At 70.9% G+C, this 20,545-nt stretch carries 17 protein-coding genes and 1 tRNA gene; 13 read left to right on the top strand and 5 right to left on the bottom strand.

Features of this window, described 5'->3' with window-relative positions; translation table 11 throughout:
* Window positions 1-184 precede the first annotated feature (184 nt).
* Both ABKA17_RS29145 and ABKA17_RS29140 read left to right on the top strand, forming a co-directional pair.
* Window positions 185-595, top strand: coding sequence for a DUF485 domain-containing protein (locus ABKA17_RS29145; RefSeq protein ID WP_353695242.1), 411 nt, complete (start codon window positions 185-187; stop codon window positions 593-595).
* The gene (locus ABKA17_RS29140; protein WP_353695241.1) at window positions 592-2,202 is read left to right on the top strand and encodes a sodium/solute symporter; all 1,611 of its coding nucleotides are present in this window, start codon (window positions 592-594) and stop codon (window positions 2,200-2,202) included. Before ABKA17_RS29145 ends, ABKA17_RS29140 begins: the two co-directional genes overlap by 4 nt.
* A gap of 18 nt (window positions 2,203-2,220) precedes the next feature.
* Here ABKA17_RS29140 and ABKA17_RS29135 read toward each other — a convergent pair whose 3' ends face one another.
* From ABKA17_RS29135 to ABKA17_RS29125, 3 genes are all read right to left on the bottom strand, one after another.
* Complete coding sequence (locus ABKA17_RS29135; protein WP_353695240.1) at window positions 2,221-3,105, bottom strand: coiled-coil domain-containing protein; 885 nt, start codon at window positions 3,103-3,105, stop codon at window positions 2,221-2,223.
* A 215-nt stretch (window positions 3,106-3,320) separates the two neighbouring features.
* On the bottom strand, window positions 3,321-6,098 hold the full coding sequence (locus ABKA17_RS29130) for an SUKH-4 family immunity protein (protein WP_353695239.1): 2,778 nt from the start codon (window positions 6,096-6,098) through the stop codon (window positions 3,321-3,323).
* An 8-nt stretch (window positions 6,099-6,106) separates the two neighbouring features.
* A complete protein-coding gene (locus tag ABKA17_RS29125) occupies window positions 6,107-7,102 on the bottom strand; it encodes an SMI1/KNR4 family protein (protein WP_353695238.1) in 996 nt (331 codons plus the stop codon).
* 303 nt (window positions 7,103-7,405) lie between these two features.
* Here ABKA17_RS29125 and ABKA17_RS29120 point away from each other — a divergent pair, with 303 nt between their 5' ends.
* Both ABKA17_RS29120 and ABKA17_RS29115 read left to right on the top strand, forming a co-directional pair.
* The gene (locus ABKA17_RS29120) at window positions 7,406-7,942 is read left to right on the top strand and encodes a YwqJ-related putative deaminase (protein WP_353695237.1); all 537 of its coding nucleotides are present in this window, start codon (window positions 7,406-7,408) and stop codon (window positions 7,940-7,942) included.
* A gap of 60 nt (window positions 7,943-8,002) precedes the next feature.
* The gene (locus ABKA17_RS29115; protein WP_353695236.1) at window positions 8,003-8,497 is read left to right on the top strand and encodes an SUKH-3 domain-containing protein; all 495 of its coding nucleotides are present in this window, start codon (window positions 8,003-8,005) and stop codon (window positions 8,495-8,497) included.
* Between the two features lie 53 nt (window positions 8,498-8,550).
* On the opposite strand, the gene ABKA17_RS29110 is transcribed toward ABKA17_RS29115, so the two are convergent.
* Window positions 8,551-9,855, bottom strand: a complete 1,305-nt coding sequence (locus ABKA17_RS29110; RefSeq protein WP_353695235.1) for a sensor histidine kinase — start codon at window positions 9,853-9,855, stop codon at window positions 8,551-8,553.
* A gap of 299 nt (window positions 9,856-10,154) precedes the next feature.
* On the opposite strand from ABKA17_RS29110, the gene ABKA17_RS29105 reads away from it, so the two are divergent.
* The 7 genes from ABKA17_RS29105 to ABKA17_RS29075 all read left to right on the top strand — a co-directional run bounded on the left by ABKA17_RS29105 (window position 10,155) and on the right by ABKA17_RS29075 (window position 15,721).
* Window positions 10,155-10,226 (top strand) — tRNA-Gln (locus tag ABKA17_RS29105).
* Between the two features lie 123 nt (window positions 10,227-10,349).
* On the top strand, window positions 10,350-11,798 hold the full coding sequence (glmU, locus tag ABKA17_RS29100) for a bifunctional UDP-N-acetylglucosamine diphosphorylase/glucosamine-1-phosphate N-acetyltransferase GlmU (RefSeq protein WP_353695234.1): 1,449 nt from the start codon (window positions 10,350-10,352) through the stop codon (window positions 11,796-11,798).
* Between the two features lie 133 nt (window positions 11,799-11,931).
* A complete protein-coding gene (locus tag ABKA17_RS29095; protein ID WP_353695233.1) occupies window positions 11,932-12,912 on the top strand; it encodes a ribose-phosphate diphosphokinase in 981 nt (326 codons plus the stop codon).
* Between the two features lie 185 nt (window positions 12,913-13,097).
* Window positions 13,098-13,688, top strand: a complete 591-nt coding sequence (locus ABKA17_RS29090) for a 50S ribosomal protein L25/general stress protein Ctc (protein ID WP_353695232.1) — start codon at window positions 13,098-13,100, stop codon at window positions 13,686-13,688.
* 75 nt (window positions 13,689-13,763) lie between these two features.
* Window positions 13,764-14,366: an aminoacyl-tRNA hydrolase gene (pth, locus tag ABKA17_RS29085; RefSeq protein WP_353695231.1), complete on the top strand. Its 603-nt coding sequence runs from the start codon at window positions 13,764-13,766 to the stop codon at window positions 14,364-14,366.
* Window positions 14,367-14,408: 42 nt separating this feature from the next.
* Window positions 14,409-14,912: a hypothetical protein gene (locus tag ABKA17_RS29080; RefSeq protein ID WP_353695230.1), complete on the top strand. Its 504-nt coding sequence runs from the start codon at window positions 14,409-14,411 to the stop codon at window positions 14,910-14,912.
* Window positions 14,913-15,046: 134 nt separating this feature from the next.
* Entirely contained in the window at window positions 15,047-15,721 is a 675-nt protein-coding gene (locus ABKA17_RS29075) for an LPXTG cell wall anchor domain-containing protein (protein WP_353695229.1), read from the top strand.
* A 70-nt stretch (window positions 15,722-15,791) separates the two neighbouring features.
* On the opposite strand, the gene ppc is transcribed toward ABKA17_RS29075, so the two are convergent.
* Window positions 15,792-18,533: a phosphoenolpyruvate carboxylase gene (gene ppc / locus ABKA17_RS29070; protein WP_353695228.1), complete on the bottom strand. Its 2,742-nt coding sequence runs from the start codon at window positions 18,531-18,533 to the stop codon at window positions 15,792-15,794.
* A gap of 304 nt (window positions 18,534-18,837) precedes the next feature.
* Here ppc and ABKA17_RS29065 point away from each other — a divergent pair, with 304 nt between their 5' ends.
* Window positions 18,838-19,848: an acyl-CoA desaturase gene (locus ABKA17_RS29065; RefSeq protein WP_353695227.1), complete on the top strand. Its 1,011-nt coding sequence runs from the start codon at window positions 18,838-18,840 to the stop codon at window positions 19,846-19,848.
* A complete protein-coding gene (locus ABKA17_RS29060; RefSeq protein ID WP_353695226.1) occupies window positions 19,845-20,522 on the top strand; it encodes a TetR family transcriptional regulator in 678 nt (225 codons plus the stop codon). Before ABKA17_RS29065 ends, ABKA17_RS29060 begins: the two co-directional genes overlap by 4 nt.
* Window positions 20,523-20,545 lie beyond the last annotated feature (23 nt).

The following is a 20,545-nucleotide window of genomic DNA, read 5'->3' as shown; positions in this document are numbered from 1 at the left end:
GCTCAAAAAATCTGAGTTAATCCGGGTAACACCCCAGGTCAGCGAAGTAAGCGCATACCGACCAATCAGTTTGGTGAACCCCCTACTACTTCTGGCTACCAGCAAGTAACGTGCGTGGCTCCGCTCACCCACCCCCCACTCCCTGCGGTCCGGACCGGACCCGAGCCACGCAAGGAGCCACGGGATGTCATACGACTCGTCCCCGCCGCCCACTCATCCCTGGCAGCCGCCCCTCACCTCCGACCGAGACACCGAACGCCCGCTGCGGCGCCGCCCCCGCCGCGAGGCGCTGGGCCACCACAGCGATCTGCGGATCCTGCGCGGCGCCTACCGCCGCCAGCGCCGGGTCGCGACCCTCACCGCGCTCGGCTACTTCACCCTCTTCCTCGTCCTGTCCGCCTTCGCCCCGTCCTTCATGGCCGGCCGCGTCGGCGACGCACCCCCGACCGGCCTGCTCCTCGCCCTGCTCCAACTCCCCGTCACCTGGCTGGCGATCGTCCTGTACGAGCGCACGGCCCGGTCCTACGTCGACCCGATCGCGGACCGCATCCGCAAGCAGGCCGAACTGGACGCGAAGCGGGGGGCCACCCGATGACGGGCTTCAGCGACTCGGCGCAGGCGATGTCCCTGGTGGCGTTCTCCGCCATCGCCACGATCACGCTGCTGCTGTGCGTGATGACCGGCCCCGACCGGGACGACCTCGACGAGTTCTACACGGGCTACGGCTCCCTCTCCCCCCTGCGCAACGGCCTCGCCATCGCCGGGGACTACATCTCCGCCGCCACCGTCCTCGGCACCGGCGGGGTGATAGCGCTGTGCGGCTACGACGGGGTCGTACTCGCCCTCAGCACCGCCCTGTCCCTGATGCTGCTGATGTTCCTGCTGGCCGAACCCCTGCGCAACGCGGGCCGGTTCACCATGGGCGACGCGCTCGCGCGCCGTATGCCGGGACGTTCCGTGCGCATCGCGGCCTGCGCGGTGACCCTCGCCGCGCTGATGCCGCTGATGCTGGTGCAGCTCGCGGGCACGGGGCAGTTGCTGGCCTTCATCCTCGGCTTCTCCGGCGAGGGCCTCCAGACGGGCTGCATCGTCGGGCTCGGCGTGCTGATGATCAGCTACGCGGCGATCGGCGGCATGAAGGGCACCGCGCTCATCCAGATCCTGAAGATCGTGATGCTGCTCGGTTCGGGTGCCGTGGTCGCCGTACTGGTGCTGCGCCGCTTCGACTGGGACCCCGGCGCGCTGTTCGACGCCGCTGCCGCGCAGAGCGGTGTGGGGCCCGCGTTCCTGGAGTCGGGGTTGCAGTTCGCGGGCGGCCCCAACCCCCGCCTGGACATGATCACTTCACAGCTGACGGTGGTCGTCGGCGGTGCCTGCCTCCCGCACGTCACCATGCGCATGTACACCGCCTCCAGCGCCCGCCAGGTGCGGCGTTCGATGTCGTGGGCGGTGTCGGCGGTGGTGCTGTTCGTGCTCGTCATCACGGTCGTCGGCTTCGGCGCGACGGCCCTGATCGGGCGCGCGGTGATCGCGGAGGCCGACCCGCAGGGCAACACGGCGTATCTGCTGGGCTCCCGGGCGGTGTTCGGCGCGGACGTCTCCACGGCGGAGACCCTGCTGTTCACCACGGTCACCACGGCGATCTTCCTGACCCTGCTCGCCTCCGTCGCCGGCATGATCCTCGCCTGCGCCAACTCCCTCGCCCACGACGTGTTCGCGGGCCGTCTGCGGCAACTGTCCACGCGCCGCGAGATGACCCTCGCCCGCGTCTCGGCCCTCGCGGTCGGCGTGCCCGCGATCCTGCTGGCCACGCTGGTCCAGCACCGCAGCCTGCAACCCCTGGTGACCCTGTCGTTCTGCCTGGGCGCCTCGGCGATCGCCCCCGCCCTGGTCTACAGCCTCTTCTGGCGCCGCTACACCCGAACGGGCCTGCTCTGCACCCTGATCGGCGGCTCCCTCACGGTGCTGCTGCTCATGCCGGGCACGAACCTGGTGTCCGGTTCCGCCGTCTCCGCCTTCCCCGACGCCGACTTCAACTGGTTCCCCTTCACCACGACCGGCCTCGTCTCCATCCCTGCCGGGTTCGCCCTCGGCTGGCTCGGGACGGTGCTGTCGGGACGCGACAAGGCGGAGGAGCAGCGACGGCAGTACGAGTCCGTGGAGGGGTGGATTCTGGCGGGGGCTGCGCGGAGGGGGGAGTAAGGGGCAGGGGCGCGCCCTTCACTCCGCCGGTGCGCGCCCCGTCAGCGTCGTCAGGCTGGTGCGTACGAGGTCCATGTGGGCGCTCAGGTCGTCCCAGCGCTCCCCGTGCTCACGCAGCACGCGCTCCGTCTCGCGGGCGATCCGGTCCTCCCGCACCCGCGCCTCGGTGAGGATCTCGGCGGCACGCGCGCGTGCCTCCTCCTGGCGCTGCCGGGCGGAGGCCTCCGCGTCGGCGAAGGCCTGCTTCGCCTCGGACAGGGCGGCCTCGGCGCGCGCCACCTGTTCGGCGTGCAGCGCGTCGAGCGCGGCGGCGCGCTCCGCTTCCTCGCGCTCGGCCTCGGCCCAGCGCTCGGCGTGCTCCTTGGCCAGTTCGGCGAGCATCGCGGCGGTGCGCTGCCGCACGTCACGCAACGCGTCGAGCGCCTCCGCGCGCCCTTCCTTCACTTCACGCCGGGCGTCGATACGGACCTCGTCGGCCTCGGCGCGGGCGGCGAGCAGTCGCTGCCGGGCGCGCTCCTCCGCCTCGGCGTGTACGGCGTCGGCGTGCGCCTGTGCCGCGTCGCGCACGCCGTTCGCACTCTCCCGGGCCGCCTCCGCGAGGCGCTGCGCCTCCTGCCGCGCGCGGTCGCGCACGTCCGCCGCCTCCTCCTGCCCGAGCTGGAAGATCCGGCGCGCCCGCTCCCCGAGCGCCTCGTACGTCTGCGGAGCGAGCCGCGCGACCCGCTCACGCAACGTGTCGAGCTCCGCCTCCATGTCCCTGGCGAGCACGGTGAGGCGGGCGGCGCGCTCCCAGGAGGCGTCACGGTCCTCGGAGAGCGCAGCGGCGTAGGCGTCGACCTGCTCGGGACGGTAGCCACGCCGTACGGCCGCAAAGCCGTGGGACGAGACAGGTGTGCCGCTCATCCTGGGACCCCTCTCCATCACGATGTGTGCGAAATGACGATTTCGCGCACATCTTGATGTATCAGGCAGAAATGTGCATAACGCGACACTCCGCACGGAGGTCACGGGCGTCCCGTCCCAAGAACGGCGCCTCGAACCGGACCGGGCCCGGTCGCGATGACCGGGCCCGGCTTCAAGTCGGCGTCAGGGGAGGTGCCGCCGAGGGCGGCGGCGCCTTACAGCAGGCCGTCCCACATCTGCTCCAGCAGCACCGACCACCAGCTCTCCGGCGAACCGAGCGCCGCCGGGTCGAGCGAGGCCAGCTGGGCCTGGAAGTCGACGGTCCAACGGCCCGCCTGCTCCTGGTTCAGCCCGAACCGCAGCCGCCACATCCGCCCGAGCAGCGCGAGGCAGCGCTGGAACTCGGGCAGCCCCGTGTTCACGAACTGCGGCGGCACCGGCACCCCGCCGGGCCCCGCCTCCACCGGCACGGCGACGATGTTCGCCGTCCCGTACTGCACACAGATCGCCTTGCCGAAGTCGCTGCCCATGACGAGGTACGAGCCCGCGTCCGGCGCCGACTGCACCCCGCGCTCCTGCGCCAGTTCGGCGAGCGTCGGCACCGGCCGCCCCGGCTGGGCCTGAGCCCAGAAGAACGGCCCCATGTCCATCGGCAGCCCCGCCGCCACCAGCGAGTGCGCCACCACCGGCGGCACCCCCTGCCGGGAGACCGCGGCCTGCTCGAACCGGAAGATCCCCGGCCCGAACGCCCCCGCCAGCTCCTGCGCGACGGCCTCCGGCGGAATCGGCGGCGCAGCCTGCACCGGCGGCAACGGCGCCCGCACCGGACCCGGCCGCGCCGGGCCGTCCGCCACCTGGTGCAACTCACCCTGGTGCGCCAGCAGTTGCTGCATCCCCTGCTGCCGGCTCGCGTGGTCCGTCCCGTACGGCGCGATGCTCGCCAGCCGCGCCTGCGGCCACTGCTCCCGGATCATCCGAGCGCAGTAGGCGCCCGGCAGCTCACACGACTCCAACTCCGTGTGCAGCTCCAGCACCTGGTCCGGCGGGATGTTCATCCCCCGCAGCTCATGGAAGATCTGCCACTCCGGGTGCGGCGTACCCGGCGCCGAACGCCGGATCAGCTGCTGCTCCGAACCGTCCGGCGCGCGGAAGCGCAACACGGCCTGGTAACCGGGACCCACGGTCGGCTGCCCCTGCTGCGGGTATCCGTACGCGGGCGGCTGCCCGGGCCCGCCCTGCACCGGCGGTGGTACGGCACCGGGCGGCATCCCGCCGGGCGCCATCGGCTGCGGGGCGCCCGGAGCCATCCCCGGGACGCCGGGGGCCTGCGGCGGCGGAGGCGCGCCGGGACCGCCCACCGGGGGCGCGGCCAGCATGGTCTCCGCGTGATGAACGGCACCACGCGCACCCCCGGCAGAGCCCGGCGCACCGGGCGCACCCGGCATACCAGGGGCGCCCGGAGGCTGGGGCGCGCCGGGCGCGTGAGGCGCACCCGGGGCTCCAGGCGGCATCGGCGCACCGGGCGCACTCGGTACACCAGGGGCACCCGGAGGCTGCGGCGCGCCCCCACCCGGGCCCATACGCCCCGGGTCGGCCAGCATCGTCGCGGCATGGTGCATACCGCCCGGAGGCGTACCGCCAGGCGGATTCGGCGCACCGGGCGGCGTGGGCGCACCCGGAACACCCGGCGCACCCGGAGGCTGCGGCGCCCCCGGCCCGGCAGGCCCGCCCCCGGGCCCCTCGGGACCGAGCGCGGAGACGAGCTGCGTCGGCACATACCCACCCGCCGGCGCACCCGGTGCGGGCGGCGGCACCGCACCCGGACGCGCGCCCGGCGCCCCAGGCGCGCCCGGCGGAGGCGGCGTGGTCGACCCCTGCCCCCGACGCGGCGGAGGAGCAGCCTTGCTCGTGGCGGCGTCGGCGATGTCCCCGGCGTTCGGCGCGAGCGACCGCTCCGGCGCACTCGGCGCACCCGGCGCCACCGGCGGCTGCGGCGCGCCCCCGGGCCCCTGCGGATACCCATAAGAAGGAGGAGCCGGCACCGGCGGCGGCGTACCGCCCTGCGGAGCACCCGGCACAGGCGGGGCGCCCGGCGGCGGCGTACCCGGCGCACCCGGATAGCCGTACGCCGAGCCACCCGGCACGGGCGCAGGCGCAGGCGTATGCGCAGGCGCGCCACCCGGCGGCGGCGTACTCCCCTGAGGCGCACCCGGCACCCCACCCGCCGGCGCACTTCCAGGAGCACCCGGCGCGTTCGGATCGTCGAGCGCCGGTGCGAGCGCTGTCGGCGGAAGCTGGCTGCCGCCCGACATGAGCGCCGTCTTGGCGTCCGACGGCGTCGCGGGCGCCGGACCCTCGTCGTCGGCACCGCTCAACGGCGGCGCGAACACGGTCGCGGGAAGCGGTACGGAACGGTCGTCACCCGCATCGGCGTTGGTGTCCGTCCCGGCCCACGGCGTAGCCCCGGGAGGCACGGCAGGCCCGGCCTGCGCGGACGGCGCCCCCACAGGCGCACCCCCGCCTCCTCCACCGTCGGAAGACACCGGCACACCGGCCTGCGTCTCGGGAAGCCCCGCGCTCCCGGCACCGGCCCGCGCCCCGCCCCGTCGGTCCGGGATGCCCAACTGGTCCGCCGCCTCCTGCAACCACTCCGGCGGCGTCAACAAGAACGACGTCTGATTCAGGTCGACCCGAGCCGCGGGAGCCGGCGCGGCCGCGGCCGCCTCGTCGGCGGCACGCCCGTACTCCTCCTCGTACCGGCGAATGACCTCGCCCACCGGCAGCGAGGGCCACAGCGTGGCCTCACCGCTGTCGCGGGCGATCACCAGCCGCTGGGCGCCGCCGTCCGAACGCGGACCGTCCGCACGGTCCTCCGCCCACACCACGAACCCGAGCTCGAACTCCCGTACCCGCACCTCACGGTGCTGGTACGACGGCACATCCCCGTTGATCCACTCTTCGGCGCGCTCCTGCGCCTGCGCGAACGTCACCATCGGTCAGCTCACTCCCCAGCCCCGGCCGCGGCCACCGGCACGGACCGCGCGAACCCGCCGTCCACCATCAGGTTCGCCACCGTCTCCAACTCCGGCGGAGAACCCGCCAGTCGCGACAGGAACACGTCGAAGTCCTCACCACACGGCAGCAACAGCCGCTCCACCCGGTCCGGCGGCGGCACGGTGGGATCCACGTCCCGCGCGTCGTCGTAGGCGCAGAACCACACCGACCCGATCCCGTCGCCCTTCACCTTCACCGCGAGCAGCCCGCCCTGGACGAAGCCGACGCCCAGGTAGTCCTTGGTCAGATGGTCACGCAGGCACTTGTTGACGTAGACCAGGTCGTTGACCGCCGCCTCGTCCCGCACCGTGAAGAACGGCTGGTCCACCAGCAGACCCAGCTCCGGGTCCAGAGCCGTCCCCACCGGGGCGCAACCACCCGCCGCCTTCAGGAAGGACCGGTAGGCGCCCGGCAGCCGGTACCCGAGGTCCTCCTCGACGCCCAGCACCTGCGACTCCGACACCGCCGCACCCGACTTCGGCAGACCGAAGTGCGCGGGCCGCGTCTCCTGCAACGGCCGCGTCCCGCGCTTGCCGTGATCCACCGCCGCCGTCGCGATACCGCCGTGATGCCGCAGCAACGCCTTCACCTCGACCGGCACCAGCTCCAGGCGCCGCGAACCCACCACGTGATGCCACGTCCAGCCGTGCGGGGTCGCCACCGCGGGCACCGTGTCCCACAGTTCGTGACCGGAGGCCGCCAGGGCCGCGTTCGCCGACACATAGTCCGTCAACCGCAACTCGTCGACGCCGAAACCCTCCGGCGGATCGGCGATCTCCGCGGCCGCCCGCGCATACGCGGAGAAGTCGGGGTAACCGTGCTCGTCCACCCGCACCCCTCTCGGGTGACGGGCCGCCCGGACCGGGTCCGGGAAATGCACGACCTGCCCGGCGTAGGCCGCGTTCGGCGGCGCGGCTTGCTGCCCGAGCCGACCTGTCGTCATGGCGGTTGCCCCCTGCGGCACTCTGTACGACCCACGGCGACCCGCTCCGGTCACCCGGCTCCGGCCCGCCCAGCCCGTATTCGACTTCTCCAACGCGTTGACCGCATACATGCGGGTGCCGACAGCCTATGCGGTACGACGAGACCGGTCACCGGGCACCGGTCAGCCGCCCTCCGCTTCCGTGACCAGCCGTCACCCCGCCGTGACAGCCCGCCCAAACCCGGGCGTGTCGCGCCGCCCCAGCTTCCGCACCAGCCACGGCATTTGGCACTCTGTGTCGTCCGGGGGGATGCTCGGGAGGGGATGATGATCATGAATACGACGCAGACGGGACCACACACAGGGCCGCGACCAGCCACATCCGGCGATCCCCGGATCGGCTGGAGCAGCAACGAGGCACCACACGCGCCCACCCTCCGTCACCGCCGCGACGGCATACTCCCGACCGTCGCCGCCGCCCTGTCCGTCCGCGGCGCCACCCTCACCGGCACCGCCGCTCGCGGCGACCAGAGCCCTCCTCTGCACCCACTCGTCCAGGACTTCCTCGACACCCTCACCTCCGCCCAGCGCGACCGCTTCACCGGCCGCTGCGCCGAGACGATCCTCATCTCCCGCCACCTCGCCGCCGCCGACGCCGCCCGCACCAGACGCGCCGCCCGCAGACCCATGACCAACGGCGAGGCCCGCAAAGCCCTCAAGCAGGCCAAACTCACCGCCCGCCGCATCCGCGAGGACGGCGACCCCCTGCACGGCAGCTTCGCCGCCCCCTGCCGCGCCTGCACCGCCCTCAGCGCCCACTTCGGCGTACGCATCGTCGACCCGGCAGCGGCGGACGACTAGCGACAGACGGCCGGTAGCAGCCGGCAGGCAAGAACAGCGAACTCGACGATCGAAGGGCAGATGCACCCCGACCGCACCAGCACCACCCGCTTCCCCGTACCCGTCGACGCCGCCCTGCGCGCCGCCGGCTGGCAACCCGGACGCTGGGACATCAAACAAGCCGAGATCTGGGCCGACGCCCTCCGCGAGCACGCCTCCCCCGCAGGCCACCGCCACGCCGTCTTCCCCGCCGCCGTCGAGGCCTGGGCCGAGTTCGGCGGCCTCCACATCACCCCGACCGGGCCCGGCCGCCAGATCGCCCCCGTCGGCGTCCACCTCGACCCCCTGCACGGCCTCCACATGGCCCGCACCCTCGGCGACCTGGGCCGCGCCCTCGACACCGAGGTCTGCCCCCTCGGCACCGAAACCGACACCGGCGCCCTCCTCGCCATCGACACCGAGGGCCGCGCCTACGCCCTCGACCACACCGGTGACTGGTACCTCGGCCCCGACATCGACCAGTCCCTCGCCGCCCTCGTCGCGGGCACGGAACCGGTACGGCTCACGGCAGGCTGACGCGGCAGCGCGCGCAGAAGCACAAGCAGAGGTACGTAAGAGGAGCAGGCGCCCTACGCCGGGATGACCGCCGACACCCGGAAACCCCCCGCGTCCGTCGGCCCGGACACGAACACCCCGCCCAGCGCCACGACCCGCTCCTTCATACCCACCAGACCGTTCCCCCCGGACGGCAACCGCGCCGACGAGGCCACCGACACCTCCGGCGGCGGCTCGTTCTCCACCTGCATCGCGATCTCCGACACCCGGTGCGCGAGCCGCACATGCGTCTTGGCGCCCGCCGCGTGCTTGTGGACGTTGGTCAACGCCTCCTGGACCACCCGGTACGCCGTCTGCTCGATGTCGGCGCCGTACACCCGGGCATCACCCTCGACGGTCAGATCCACGACCATCCCCGCCGCGCTCGACTGCCCGATCAGCTCCTCCAACTCGGAGAGACAGGGCCCCTCCGACTCGTCCACCGCCCGCGAGGCGGCAGCGGCGGCCGCCACCCCCACGGCGGCGAGCGGCACCGCGTCGGCCCGCACCCGCTTACCGCTGTCCGTGCTGCGCAGCACCCCGAGCATCTCCCGCAGCTCGGTCAGCGCCTGCCGCCCCATGTCGCCGACCAGGGCCGCGTTCTTGACGGCCTTCTCGGGATCTTTCCGAGCGACCGCCTGGAGCGCCGCGGCGTGGACGACCATCAGGCTCACCCGATGCGCGACCACGTCATGCATCTCCCGGGCGATCCGCGTCCGTTCCTCGTTCCGCGCCCACTCGGCCCGCTCCTCCGCCCGCTCGGCGAGCAACTGGAGCTCCCGCTCAAGGCTGTCGGCCCGCTCCCGCAGACTCTCCATCAGCCGACGCCGAGCGCCCACGTACAGCCCGAGCAGCAGCGGGGGCGCGGTCAGCCCGATGGCGATCGTGATCGCGGCGAACGGCACGAACCAGTCCCCCAGCTCCCACGACCCGCGTGACGCGCCCTGCCGGATCCGCACGAACATCACGATCATCTGCCCGACCAGCGACATCCCCGCGAGCGAGCCGATGATCCGGCGGGGCAGCTCGGAGGCGGCGAGGGTGTACAGGCCGACGATCGCCATGAGGTAGCCCATCTGGGCGGGCGTGATGGCGATGGACACCAGCACGACGGCGATCGGCCACTTCCGCCGCACCAGCAGCGCGGACCCGGCGAGCAACCCGAAAACGACCCCCGCGGCCCTGGGAATCCCCGCGTCCCCCGCGAACCGCCACCCCTCGGCACCGCACTCGACGACCGACGCGACAGCCAAGCCCACGTCCAACACCGCGCTGCGCCACCTGACCCACCACCACGGCCCTGGCCGGGCCGCGGCGTGGTCTTCCCCCGTCGTGGTCATGCCTCCAGCCTACGGGCGGTCGGTACGCGTTTTCCGGTGAGTTTCCGGGATTGGCCTACACCACACAGCGTGACCGACCGGATGCGAAACAACCCGATATCCCTCGAACTGCTGAATCGCTCACCGTTCGCCCCCGGAAGATCGAATTCCGCCCGGAGGGTATGCCCATGGCAAACGCACGGAACAAGTACGGGGACTTGAGCGCCGCCCTGTACCGTCGCAAGGAAGGCGCTTGGTACGGCATAGTGTTGGGTGTCGACTCGGCGACCTGACCAAATGTCCGGTTCGATCGAGTTTGATCCCCCGTGGTGTAATTGGCAGCACTGTGGCTTTTGGTGCCATCTGTCCGGGTTCGAGTCCTGGCGGGGGAGCAAGTACTCAGTTCGGGTCCTGACCGCTGACAGCACGGTCAGGGCCCACACTCATGTCGCCCATGAAACGCCCCGGTATCCTGCGGATGTCACCCCACCCCCTTTACAGCCGAAGGGCATCCCGTGAGCGCCATTCGCCCGGCAGCCGTCGTCGTTCTCGCAGCGGGTGAGGGCACCCGTATGAAGTCGGCCACACCGAAGGTCCTGCATGAGCTCTGTGGCCGCAGCCTGGTGGGTCATGTGCTCGCCGCCGCGCGTGAGTTGGACCCCGAGAACCTCGTCGTCGTCGTAGGCCACGCACGCGAGAAGGTCACCGAGCATCTCGGTGGCGTCGACCCCGACGTACGCACCGCCGTGCAGGCGCAGCAGAACGGCACCGGGCATGCCGTGCGGATGGCGCTGGAGGAGTTGGGCGGGGTCGTCGACGGGACCGTGGTCGTGGTCTGCGGGGACACTCCGCTGCTCACCGGTGAGACGCTTCGCGCGCTCGCCGGGACGCACTCCACCGACGGGAACGCCGTCACCGTGCTGACGGCGGAGGTTCCGGACGCGACCGGTTACGGGCGGATCGTGCGGGACGGTGCCTCGGGTGCCGTCACGGCGATCGTGGAGCACAAGGACGCCTCCGATTCGCAGCGCGCCATCCGTGAGATCAACTCGGGTGTGTTCGCGTTCGACGGGCAGTTGCTCGCCGACGCTCTCGGGAAGGTGCGGACGGACAACTCGCAGGGCGAGGAGTACCTGACCGACGTGCTCGGGATCCTGCGCGAGGCCGGTCACCGGGTCGGGGCCTGCGTCGCGCGCGACCACCGTGAGATCGCCGGGATCAACAACCGGGTGCAGCTCTCGGAGGCGCGGCGGATTCTCAACGACCGGCTCCTGACCCAGGCCATGCTCGCCGGTGTCACCGTCATCGACCCTGCGACCACGTGGGTCGACGTGACCGTGACGTTCGAGCAGGACGCTCTGGTCCACCCGGGCACGCAGTTGCTCGGCGTCACCCACATCGGTGAGGGCGCCGAGGTGGGGCCCAACTCCCGGCTGAAGGACACCCGTGTCGAGGCCGGCGCCCGGGTCGACAACACCGTCGCCGACGGCGCTCATGTGGGTCCCGGCGCGACCGTGGGGCCGTACGCCTATCTGCGGCCCGGGACGCGGCTCGGCGCCAAGGGCAAGATCGGGACGTACGTCGAGACGAAGAACGCCTCGATCGGGGAGGGGACGAAGGTCCCGCACCTCTCCTATGTCGGTGACGCGACGATCGGCGAGTACACCAACATCGGTGCCGCCAGTGTGTTCGTGAACTACGACGGACAGGACAAGCACCACACGACCGTCGGGTCGCACTGTCGTACCGGTTCGGACAATATGTTTGTGGCTCCTGTCACGATCGGGGACGGTGCGTACACCGCCGCCGGCTCGGTGATCACGAAGGATGTGCCGCCCGGTTCGCTGGCCGTGGCCCGTGGTCAGCAGCGGAATATCGAGGGTTGGGTGGCTCGTAAGCGTCCCGGGAGCGCGGCGGCGAAGGCTGCCGAGGCGTCGTCCGGGGAGTCGGAAGGCGAAGGCTGACCGGAAACACGTGCGTCAAACACGGCGTACCGTGATAAGTGCACACCCGCACCCACCAGCTGAGACGGCCCCGTCGCGCCCAGTGGCGAGGTCTCTCGACAGCCGGCTGAGAAACCTCTGAGGAGACAGTGCTGTGACCGGGATCAAGACGACCGGCGAGAAGAAGATGATGTTCTTCTCCGGCCGCGCCCACCCCGAGCTTGCCGAGGAGGTCGCCCAGCAGCTGGGTGTCGGGGTCGTCCCGACGAAGGCCTTCGACTTCGCCAATGGCGAGATCTACGTCCGTTACGAGGAGTCGGCGCGTGGTGCGGACTGCTTCGTGATCCAGAGCCACACGGCTCCGATCAACCAGTGGATCATGGAGCAGCTGATCATGATCGACGCGCTGAAGCGCGCGTCGGCCCGCTCCATCACGGTGATCGTGCCGTTCTACGGTTACGCGCGCCAGGACAAGAAGCACCGTGGGCGTGAGCCGATCTCGGCGCGTCTGATCGCGGATCTGATGAAGACGGCGGGTGCCGACCGCATCCTCACCGTCGATCTGCACACCGACCAGATCCAGGGCTTCTTCGACGGCCCGGTCGACCACCTCTTCGCCCTTCCGCTGCTCGCGGACTACGTGGGCCGCAAGGTCGACAGGTCCAAGCTGACGGTCGTGTCCCCGGACGCGGGCCGGGTGCGGGTCGCCGACCGCTGGTGCGACCGCCTGGGCGCGCCCCTGGCCATCGTGCACAAGCGGCGCGACAAGGACGTGGCGAACCAGGTGACCGTCCACGAGGTCGTGGGTGAGGTCAAGGGTCGCGTGTGCGTCCTCGTCGACGACATGATCGACACCGGTGGCACCATCTGCGCGGCCGCCGACGCCCTCTTCGCGCACGGCGCCGAGGACGTCATCGTGACGGCCACGCACGGTGTGCTCTCCGGCCCGGCCGCCGACCGGCTCAAGAACTCCCGGGTGAGCGAGTTCGTGTTCACCGACACGCTGCCGACGCCGGGCGAGCTGGGCGCGGACCTGGACAAGATCACGGTCCTCTCCATCGCGCCGACGATCGCGAGCGCAGTGCGTGAGGTGTTCGAGGACGGTTCGGTGACGAGCCTGTTCGACGAGCAGTAGGCACTCTGTCCAAGCGGCTGAACGCTTCTGCATGATCGATTTTTCTGTGGCCTCCCCCGCTGAGTAGACTGCTGAAGTTGCTCGGCGAGGGAGGCCACGCCTCCGTTATCGACGCGCTCTTCGTAGCAGGCCGTTCGTGGCCGGGTGACCCTGTCCGTCTCTCACCCATACGAGGAGTGATCCGCATGTCCGAGGTAAAGATCTCCGCCGAGACCCGCAGCGAGTTCGGCAAGGGCGCCGCCCGTCGTATCCGTCGTGACGCCAAGGTTCCCGGTGTGCTGTACGGCCACGGTTCGGACCCGCTGCACCTGACGCTTCCGGGCCACGAGCTGCTGCTCGCCCTGCGTACGCCGAACGTCCTGCTCTCTGTGGACATCGACGGCAAGACCAACGAGCTGGCGATCCCGAAGTCGGTTCAGCGTGACCCGATCAAGGGCCACCTGGAGCACGTCGACCTGCTGCTGGTCAAGCGCGGCGAGAAGGTCACGGTCGAGATCCCGGTCCACACCGAGGGCGAGCTGGCCGCCGGTGGCAACCTGCTGGAGCACGTCCTGAACGCGCTGCCGGTCGAGGCCGAGGCCACGCACATCCCCGAGTCCGTCACGGTCTCCATCGAGGGCCTGGAGGCCGGTGCCTCCGTCCTCGCCAAGGACATCAAGCTCCCCAACGGCACCACGCTGGCCGTCGAGGAGGACGCTGTCGTCCTTCAGGTCCTGGCCGCGCAGGCCGAGGAGACCGCCGACGAGGCCGAGGGTGACGCGGCCGCCGAGGCCTGAGCCTGAAGCCCCGTAGAAGAATTCGTCAGCCGCTGCTTCCGTACGGGAGCGGCGGCTGGCGCGTATCGAGGAGACATGGACGTGACGACCCCCGCCAATGGCCCCTGGCTGATCGTCGGGCTGGGTAATCCCGGGCCGGAGTACGCGGCCAACCGGCACAACGTCGGTTTCATGGTGGCCGATCTGCTGGCCGAGCGGATCGGGGGGAGGTTCAAGCGTGCCGGGAAGGCACAGGCGCAGGTCGTGGAGGGGCGGATCGGGCCGCCGGGGCCGTTGAACCGCCGGGTAATCCTCGCCAAGCCGATGTCGTACATGAATCTGTCGGGCGGGCCGGTGAACGCGCTCAAGGACTTCTACAAGGTGCCCGTCGCCAACATCGTGGCGATCCACGACGAGCTGGACATCGACTACGGGGTCCTGCGGCTGAAGCTCGGTGGCGGGGACAACGGGCACAACGGGCTGAAGTCGATGACCAAGGCGTTCTCGGCGGAGTACCACCGGGTGCGGTTCGGGATCGGGCGGCCGCCGGGGCGGATGCAGGTGGCGGACTTCGTGCTGAAGGACTTCTCGTCGAGTGAGCGCAAGGAGCTCGACTACTTCGTGGACCGGGCTGCGGACGCCGTGGAGTGTCTGGTGATCGAGGGCCTCGAGCGGGCGCAAAGCACGTACAACTCCTGACTTGTCACCCACCGAAGTTGACGGGCCGTTCAGGCATGGCCAATGATCCCGGCCATGCCTGCCACAGCCATCTCCTCCCGTCAGGCCTCGGCCGCCGCCCTCCGGTTCGGTCGGCTCGCGGCGATGGGCACGGTCGCGGCGCTGATCCTGATCGCGGGTGTGTGGGCGTCGTGGGGCACGGCGCAGCACGTGATGCTGACGAAGGGCCGGGAGAGCGGCACGATCGAGGTGACGCGGTGTGACGCGGACACCTGCACCGGGCCCTATACGCCGCTGTCGGAGGGGTCCAGGGCACGCGCGAGGGTCGTCATCGAGAAGACGGTCGCGGTGCGCAAGGGCGAGACGTACACGGTCGTGATGAAGCCCAGCAGTGACGATGTGGTCCGCTCGGGTCCGGCCGGGATTCTGTACGCGTGGGTGCCGCTGGGTGGTGCGCTGCTGCTGGCGTCGGTCGTGGTGGCGGGCGGGTTGGGGCGCACGCGGGGCGCGTGGGTCATGGCGGGCGCGGGTGTCGCACTACTGACCGCCGCTTTCGTGACGATCTGAGAGCCTTCGGCGTTCTCCACATCTGTGGAGGAGCTGAGTGTTGTCTGTTCGTGATTGACCTCGGGTCAGTCGGAGCTGGAAGCTGAGCCGCCCCCTCCACATCTTCCCTGTCACATCTCGAAGATGGACTGCCAATGCGTACCCTCACCCGCGCCGGCGCCCTGTCCGCCGTCGCCGTGGCCGCCCTGCTCGCGGCCCCTTCCGCCCACGCCACCGCACCCGGTGACAACGGCACCGTGAAAATCCACGACGCCTCGACCGGCGAGGAGCTTCGCCGCAACGAGCCGCACGTCTGCACCTTCTACCTGGACGCCTTCGGCTTCGACAGTGTCCAGGAGGTCGACTGGCACATCGAGGCCTGGGCCCCGAGCGCCGACGTCAAGGGCGAGACGGTGAAGTCCGGAGAGATCACCCTGGACGGCGACGGTCATGGCCGTACGGAGGATCTGTCGCTGCCGGACGGCCACTACAAGCTGTTCTGGAACTTCGAGGGTGAGAAGGGGGCCGCCAAGCACAAGGTCTTCTGGACCGACTGCGAGGACAACGGCGGCGGCGAGCCCGGCAGCACGCCGTCCTCGTCCGCGTCGCCCTCCACCTCCACCTCCGCCTCGCCGTCCGAGTCGGCGCCCGCGCAGGAGTCCTCGGAGCCGTCGGCCTCCTCCTCGCCGTCCGCCCAGGGTGGCGGGAGCGAGGGCGGCGACCTCGCCGAGACCGGCAACGGCGCCCCGGTCGGCCTGCTGGGCGGCGCGGCGGCCGCGCTGGTCGCGGCCGGCGGTTACCTGGTGTTCCGCCGCCGCAAGACGTCGTAGGGCACAAGCGCTGCATACGACGGTGCCCCCGAGGTCGGACCTCGGGGGCACCGTCGTCTGTGCGGGGCCGTCAGCCGGTGTTGCGCAGGCCCGCCGCGACACCGTTGACGGTGAGGAGGAGGGCGCGGGCCAGGGTCGGGTCGGCTTCCTCGCCTGCCGCCGCCGCCTCGCGCTGGCGCTTGAGCAGGGCGACCTGGAGGTAGGAGATCGGGTCGAGGTAGGCGTCGCGGATGGTGAAGGTCTGCTTCAGTACGGGCTGGGCGTCGAGGAGTTCGTTCTCGCCGGTGACCTTCAGGACCTCGCGGACGGTGAGCGCGTGCTCGGCCTCGATGGCGGTGAAGACGTGCTGGAGCTCTGCCGGGACGAGGGTCTCGACGTAGTGGCGGGCGATCCGCAGGTCGGTCTTCGCCAGGGTCATCTCGACGTTGGAGATGAAGTTCCGGAAGAAGTGCCACTGCTCGTGCATCTCGTCGAGCACGGTGTCCAGGCCCGCCTCGCGCAGCGCCTTGAGGCCGGAGCCGACGCCGTACCAGCCGGGGACGATCTGGCGGGACTGGGTCCAGCCGAACACCCACGGGATGGCGCGCAGGCCGTCGAGGGAGACGCCCGAGCCGGGGCGGCGGGCGGGCCGCGAGCCGAGGTGCAGGTCGGCGAGCTGGTCCACCGGCGTCGACGCGACGAAGTACGTCGGCAGATCCGGGTCCTCGACGAGCCCCCGGTACGCCGCGTGCGCGGCGTCCGACACGACGTCCATCGCGGCGTCCCAGCGGGCGAGGGCCTCGTCGGACTGGCGGGGGGCGGTGTGCAGCGCGGAGGCCTGGAGGGTGGCGGCGACCGTGAGCTCCAGGTTCTCCCTCGCCAGCGAGGGGACCAGGTACTTGTCGGAGATGACCTCGCCCTGCTCGGTCACCTTGATCTCGCCCTCCAGGGTGCCCCAGGGCTGGGCGAGGATCGCGTCGTGCGAGGGGCCGCCACCGCGGCCGACGGTGCCGCCTCGGCCGTGGAAGAGCCGCAGCCGCACCCCGTAGCGGTGCGCGACGTCGCGCAGGCGGCGCTGGGCGCGGTGGATCTCCCACTGGGAGGTGGTGATGCCGCCGAACTTGGAGGAGTCGGAGTAGCCGAGCATGACCTCCTGCACGTCCCCGTTGAGCGCGACCAGGCGCCGGTAGGACGGGTCGGAGAGCATGTCTTCGAGGATGGTGTCGGCGGCCTTGAGCTCGTCCGTGGTCTCCAGGAGCGGCACGATGCCGATCTTCGCCCAGCCGGCGTGCAGGTCGATCAGGCCTGCCTCGCGCGCCAGCACGGCGGCGGCGAAGACGTCGTCGGCGCCCTGGCACATGGAGATGATGTACGACTCGATGACCTCGGGGCCGAAGACGTCCAGGGCGCGCTTGACGGTGTGGAAGACGCCGAGGGTCTTCTCGCCGGCCGCGTCCAGCGGGGCCGGGGTGGGCGCCAGCGGCCTGCGCGACCTGAGCTCCTTGGCGAGCAGCTTGCCGCGGTAGTCGCGGGGCATGTCGGCGTAGCGCCAGGACTCCTCGCCGAGCCGGTCGAAGAGCTGGCCGAGGGCGTGGTGGTGGGCGTCGGCGTGTTCGCGGACGTCCATGGTGGCGAGCTGGAGGCCGAAGGCGGCGAGCGTACGGATCGTACGGTTCATGCGGCCCTCGGCGAACAGACCGCCGCGGTGTTCGCGCAGCGAGGTCTGGATGAGCGTCAGGTCCTGGAGCAGCTCGGCGGTGCCGAGGTAGTCGCGGCCGTCCTCGTGCGGGGTGTTCTTCGCGAGCCGGAGCTTGGTGTTCTCCAGCTTCTGGCGGATCGCGGTGGCCTTGAGTCGGTAGGGCTCCTCGGCGTTGAGGCGCTTGTAGCGGGGGCTGATCTCCGGGAGGCGCTCCAGGTCGGCCTGGAGGGAGGCGAGCAGCTCGTCGGTGGCGCCGGTGTAGCGGATGGAGTTCGACAGGAAGCCGCGCAGCTCGTCGATCAGGTCGAGGGCGTCGTTGATGCCGTGCTCGTGCTGGAGGATCAGGACGTCCCAGGTGACCTGGGGGGTCACGTTGGGGTTGCCGTCGCGGTCGCCGCCGATCCAGGTGCCGAAGGTGAGCGGGCGGGTGGCCTCGGGGAGGGTGACGCCGACGCGCTCGAGTTCGGCGGTGAGGTCCTCCAGGACGTCGCCGACCGCGTTCGCGTGCAGCTCGTCGAGGTAGTAGATGGCGTTGCGGGACTCGTCGGTGACCTCGGGGCGTACGACACGCAGCTCGTCGGTCTGCCAGACCAGGTCGATGTTCTCGGCGAGGCGGGTGTCGTAGCGGCGGCGGTCGGTCTCCAGGACCGGGGTCTCCAGGAGCGCGGCGATGCGGCGCAGCTTGTTGAGGACCGAGCGGCGGGCGGCCTCGGTGGGGTGCGCGGTGAAGACGGGGCGCACGTTGAGGTTCTGCACGGTGGCGCGCAGGTGCTCGGGGTCGGCGTCCTTGAGGCGGTCGGCGGTGCGGGCGAGCAGGCCGCCCTCGGCGGCGCGCTTGGCTCTGAGCTCGCGGCCGCGGTGCACCTGCTCGGTGACATTGGCCAGGTGGAAGTAGGTGGAGAAGGCGCGCACCAGCTTGGCGGCGGTCTCCAGCTCGGTGCCCCGCAGCAGTTCGGCGGCGGCGTCACCGTCCTCGCGCGTGAGGCGGCGGACCTTCTCGACGAGCTCCAGCAGCTCCGGGCCCTCCTGGCGGACAAGGGTCTCGCCGAGGAGGTCACCGAGGCGCCTGATGTCGGCGCGCAGCTCGGCGGAGGTGGTCTCCTGAGAAACGGTCTGGTCGTCGGCACTGCTCACAGGTGCGGCTCCTTGCAGTGTTGAAGCTCGTCCGGGAGGGAACCCGGAAGCGGTCGCGCGGCGGCTGCCGCATACGGACCGGACATCCCGGGAAGTAACAAGAGCGGACCGCGCTGTCCGAACGACTCCAGGATAGGTGTCGTCGCGGACGCGCAGACTTTTGGGCTCTTGCCGTCGGGCGACGCGCTGCCATACTTACGACGCCGTAGGTTACGGAACCGTAGGGAAGAACCGCTCGACCCCCGCCGGGCTCCTGTGACCAGGCCCTTGTCACAAAACCCTCGAACCCCACAGGGGACGCCCCATGACCGCAAGCTCCGATGTGATCGAAGACGCCCCGAAGGCGCCCGACGACACCGCGATGCCGTCCGCCACCCTGGGCGGCGAGCAGAAGCGTTCGCTCGAGCAGATCACCCTTCTGCTCTTCATCATCGTTCCGTTCCTCGCCGTGCTCGCGGCAGTGCCGCTCGCGTGGGGCTGGGGAGTGAGCTGGCTGGACCTCGGCCTGCTCGTCTTCATGTACTTCCTCGGTTGCCACGGCATCACGATCGGTTTCCACCGTTACTTCACGCACGGCTCCTTCAAGGCCAAGCGCCCCTTGCGGATCGCGCTGGCGATCGCGGGGTCGATGGCGGTCGAGGGACCCCTGGTGCGGTGGGTCGCCGACCATCGCAAGCACCACAAGTTCTCGGACGCGGAGGGCGACCCGCACTCCCCGTGGCGGTTCGGCGAGACGGTTCCGGCACTGATGAAGGGCCTGTGGTGGGCGCACATCGGCTGGATGTTCGACGAGGAGCAGACCCCGCAGGAGAAGTACGCGCCGGATCTCATCAAGGACCCGGCGATCCGCCGGATCTCCCGCGACTTCATCTACTGGGCGATGCTCTCGCTGGCCATTCCCGCGCTGGTCGGCGGTCTGGTGACGATGTCGTGGTGGGGCGCGTTCACGGGGTTCTTCTGGGGCTCGCTGGTCCGGGTCTGCCTCCTGCACCACGTGACCTGGTCGATCAACTCGATCTGCCACGCGGTGGGCAAGCGGCCGTTCAAGTCGCGCGACCGCTCGGGCAACGTGTGGTGGCTGGCGGTGCTGTCCTGCGGTGAGTCGTGGCACAACATGCACCACGCCGACCAGACCTCCGCGCGGCACGGTGTGGAGCGCGGCCAGATCGACTCCTCGGCGCGGCTGATCCGCTGGTTCGAGATGTTCGGCTGGGCGTACGACGTGCGCTGGCCGTCACGCTCGCGTATCGATTCGCGTCGCAACACCGACGAAGGCGGCTCCCGAAGCCGGAAGGAGCCCGCGAAGGCGGCATGATTGACGCCGTGGCGACCGACTCAAGCAGCACCGAGAGCAATGAGAAGCCGAGGCGCACGCGCCGCACCCGGATGACGGGTGCCGAGCGTCGTCAGCAGCTGCTCGAGATCGGTCGCACCCTGTTCGCCGCCAAGGGCTTCGAGGGCACGTCGGTGGAGGAGATCGCGGCGAAGGCCGGGGTGTCCAAGCCGGTGGTGTACGAGCACTTCGGCGGCAAGGAGGGCCTGTACGCGGTGGTGGTGGACCGTGAGATGCGGCGCCTGCTGGACATGGTGACCAGCTCGCTGACGGCCGGCCATCCTCGGGAGCTCCTGGAGCAGGCGGCGTTCGCGCTGCTCGACTACATCGAGGAGTACACGGACGGTTTCCGCATCCTGGTCCGGGACTCCCCCATCCCGCAGTCGACGGGTACCTTCGCCTCGCTGATCTCGGACATCGCCACCCAGGTGGAGGACATCCTGGGCCGCGAGTTCAAGAGCCGCGGCTTCGACCCGAAACTGGCCCCGCTGTACGCGCAGGCCCTGGTGGGCATGGTGGCGCTGACGGGTCAGTGGTGGCTGGACGTGCGCCGGCCGAAGAAGGCTGAGGTCGCCGCGCATCTGGTGAACCTGTCGTGGCACGGGCTGGACGGGCTGGAGGCCAAGCCGCACCTGATAGGGCGCCGCAAGAGCTGACTCCCACGGCGCCCCTGGTCACG

The sequence above is a fragment of the Streptomyces sp. RG80 genome, from assembly GCF_040446465.1.
Lineage (GTDB): Bacteria > Actinomycetota > Actinomycetes > Streptomycetales > Streptomycetaceae > Streptomyces.
The sequence above is the reverse complement of the archived record's forward strand: the minus strand, read 5'-3'. Positions and strand labels throughout refer to the sequence as shown.

Coding starts and splice junctions, on each gene's coding strand:
- ABKA17_RS29125 (WP_353695238.1), bottom strand. CDS start 7,102: ATGACGACAGGTCGGCTCGGGCAGCAAGCCGCGCCGCCGAACGCGGCC.
- ABKA17_RS29145 (WP_353695242.1), top strand. CDS start 185: ATGTCATACGACTCGTCCCCGCCGCCCACTCATCCCTGGCAGCCGCCC.
- ABKA17_RS29060 (WP_353695226.1), top strand. CDS start 19,845: ATGATTGACGCCGTGGCGACCGACTCAAGCAGCACCGAGAGCAATGAG.
- ABKA17_RS29120 (WP_353695237.1), top strand. CDS start 7,406: ATGATGATCATGAATACGACGCAGACGGGACCACACACAGGGCCGCGA.
- ABKA17_RS29065 (WP_353695227.1), top strand. CDS start 18,838: ATGACCGCAAGCTCCGATGTGATCGAAGACGCCCCGAAGGCGCCCGAC.
- ABKA17_RS29090 (WP_353695232.1), top strand. CDS start 13,098: ATGTCCGAGGTAAAGATCTCCGCCGAGACCCGCAGCGAGTTCGGCAAG.
- ABKA17_RS29130 (WP_353695239.1), bottom strand. CDS start 6,098: ATGGTGACGTTCGCGCAGGCGCAGGAGCGCGCCGAAGAGTGGATCAAC.
- ABKA17_RS29110 (WP_353695235.1), bottom strand. CDS start 9,855: ATGACCACGACGGGGGAAGACCACGCCGCGGCCCGGCCAGGGCCGTGG.
- pth (WP_353695231.1), top strand. CDS start 13,764: ATGGACGTGACGACCCCCGCCAATGGCCCCTGGCTGATCGTCGGGCTG.
- ABKA17_RS29115 (WP_353695236.1), top strand. CDS start 8,003: ATGCACCCCGACCGCACCAGCACCACCCGCTTCCCCGTACCCGTCGAC.
- ABKA17_RS29140 (WP_353695241.1), top strand. CDS start 592: ATGACGGGCTTCAGCGACTCGGCGCAGGCGATGTCCCTGGTGGCGTTC.
- ABKA17_RS29080 (WP_353695230.1), top strand. CDS start 14,409: ATGATCCCGGCCATGCCTGCCACAGCCATCTCCTCCCGTCAGGCCTCG.
- ABKA17_RS29075 (WP_353695229.1), top strand. CDS start 15,047: ATGCGTACCCTCACCCGCGCCGGCGCCCTGTCCGCCGTCGCCGTGGCC.
- ABKA17_RS29135 (WP_353695240.1), bottom strand. CDS start 3,105: ATGAGCGGCACACCTGTCTCGTCCCACGGCTTTGCGGCCGTACGGCGT.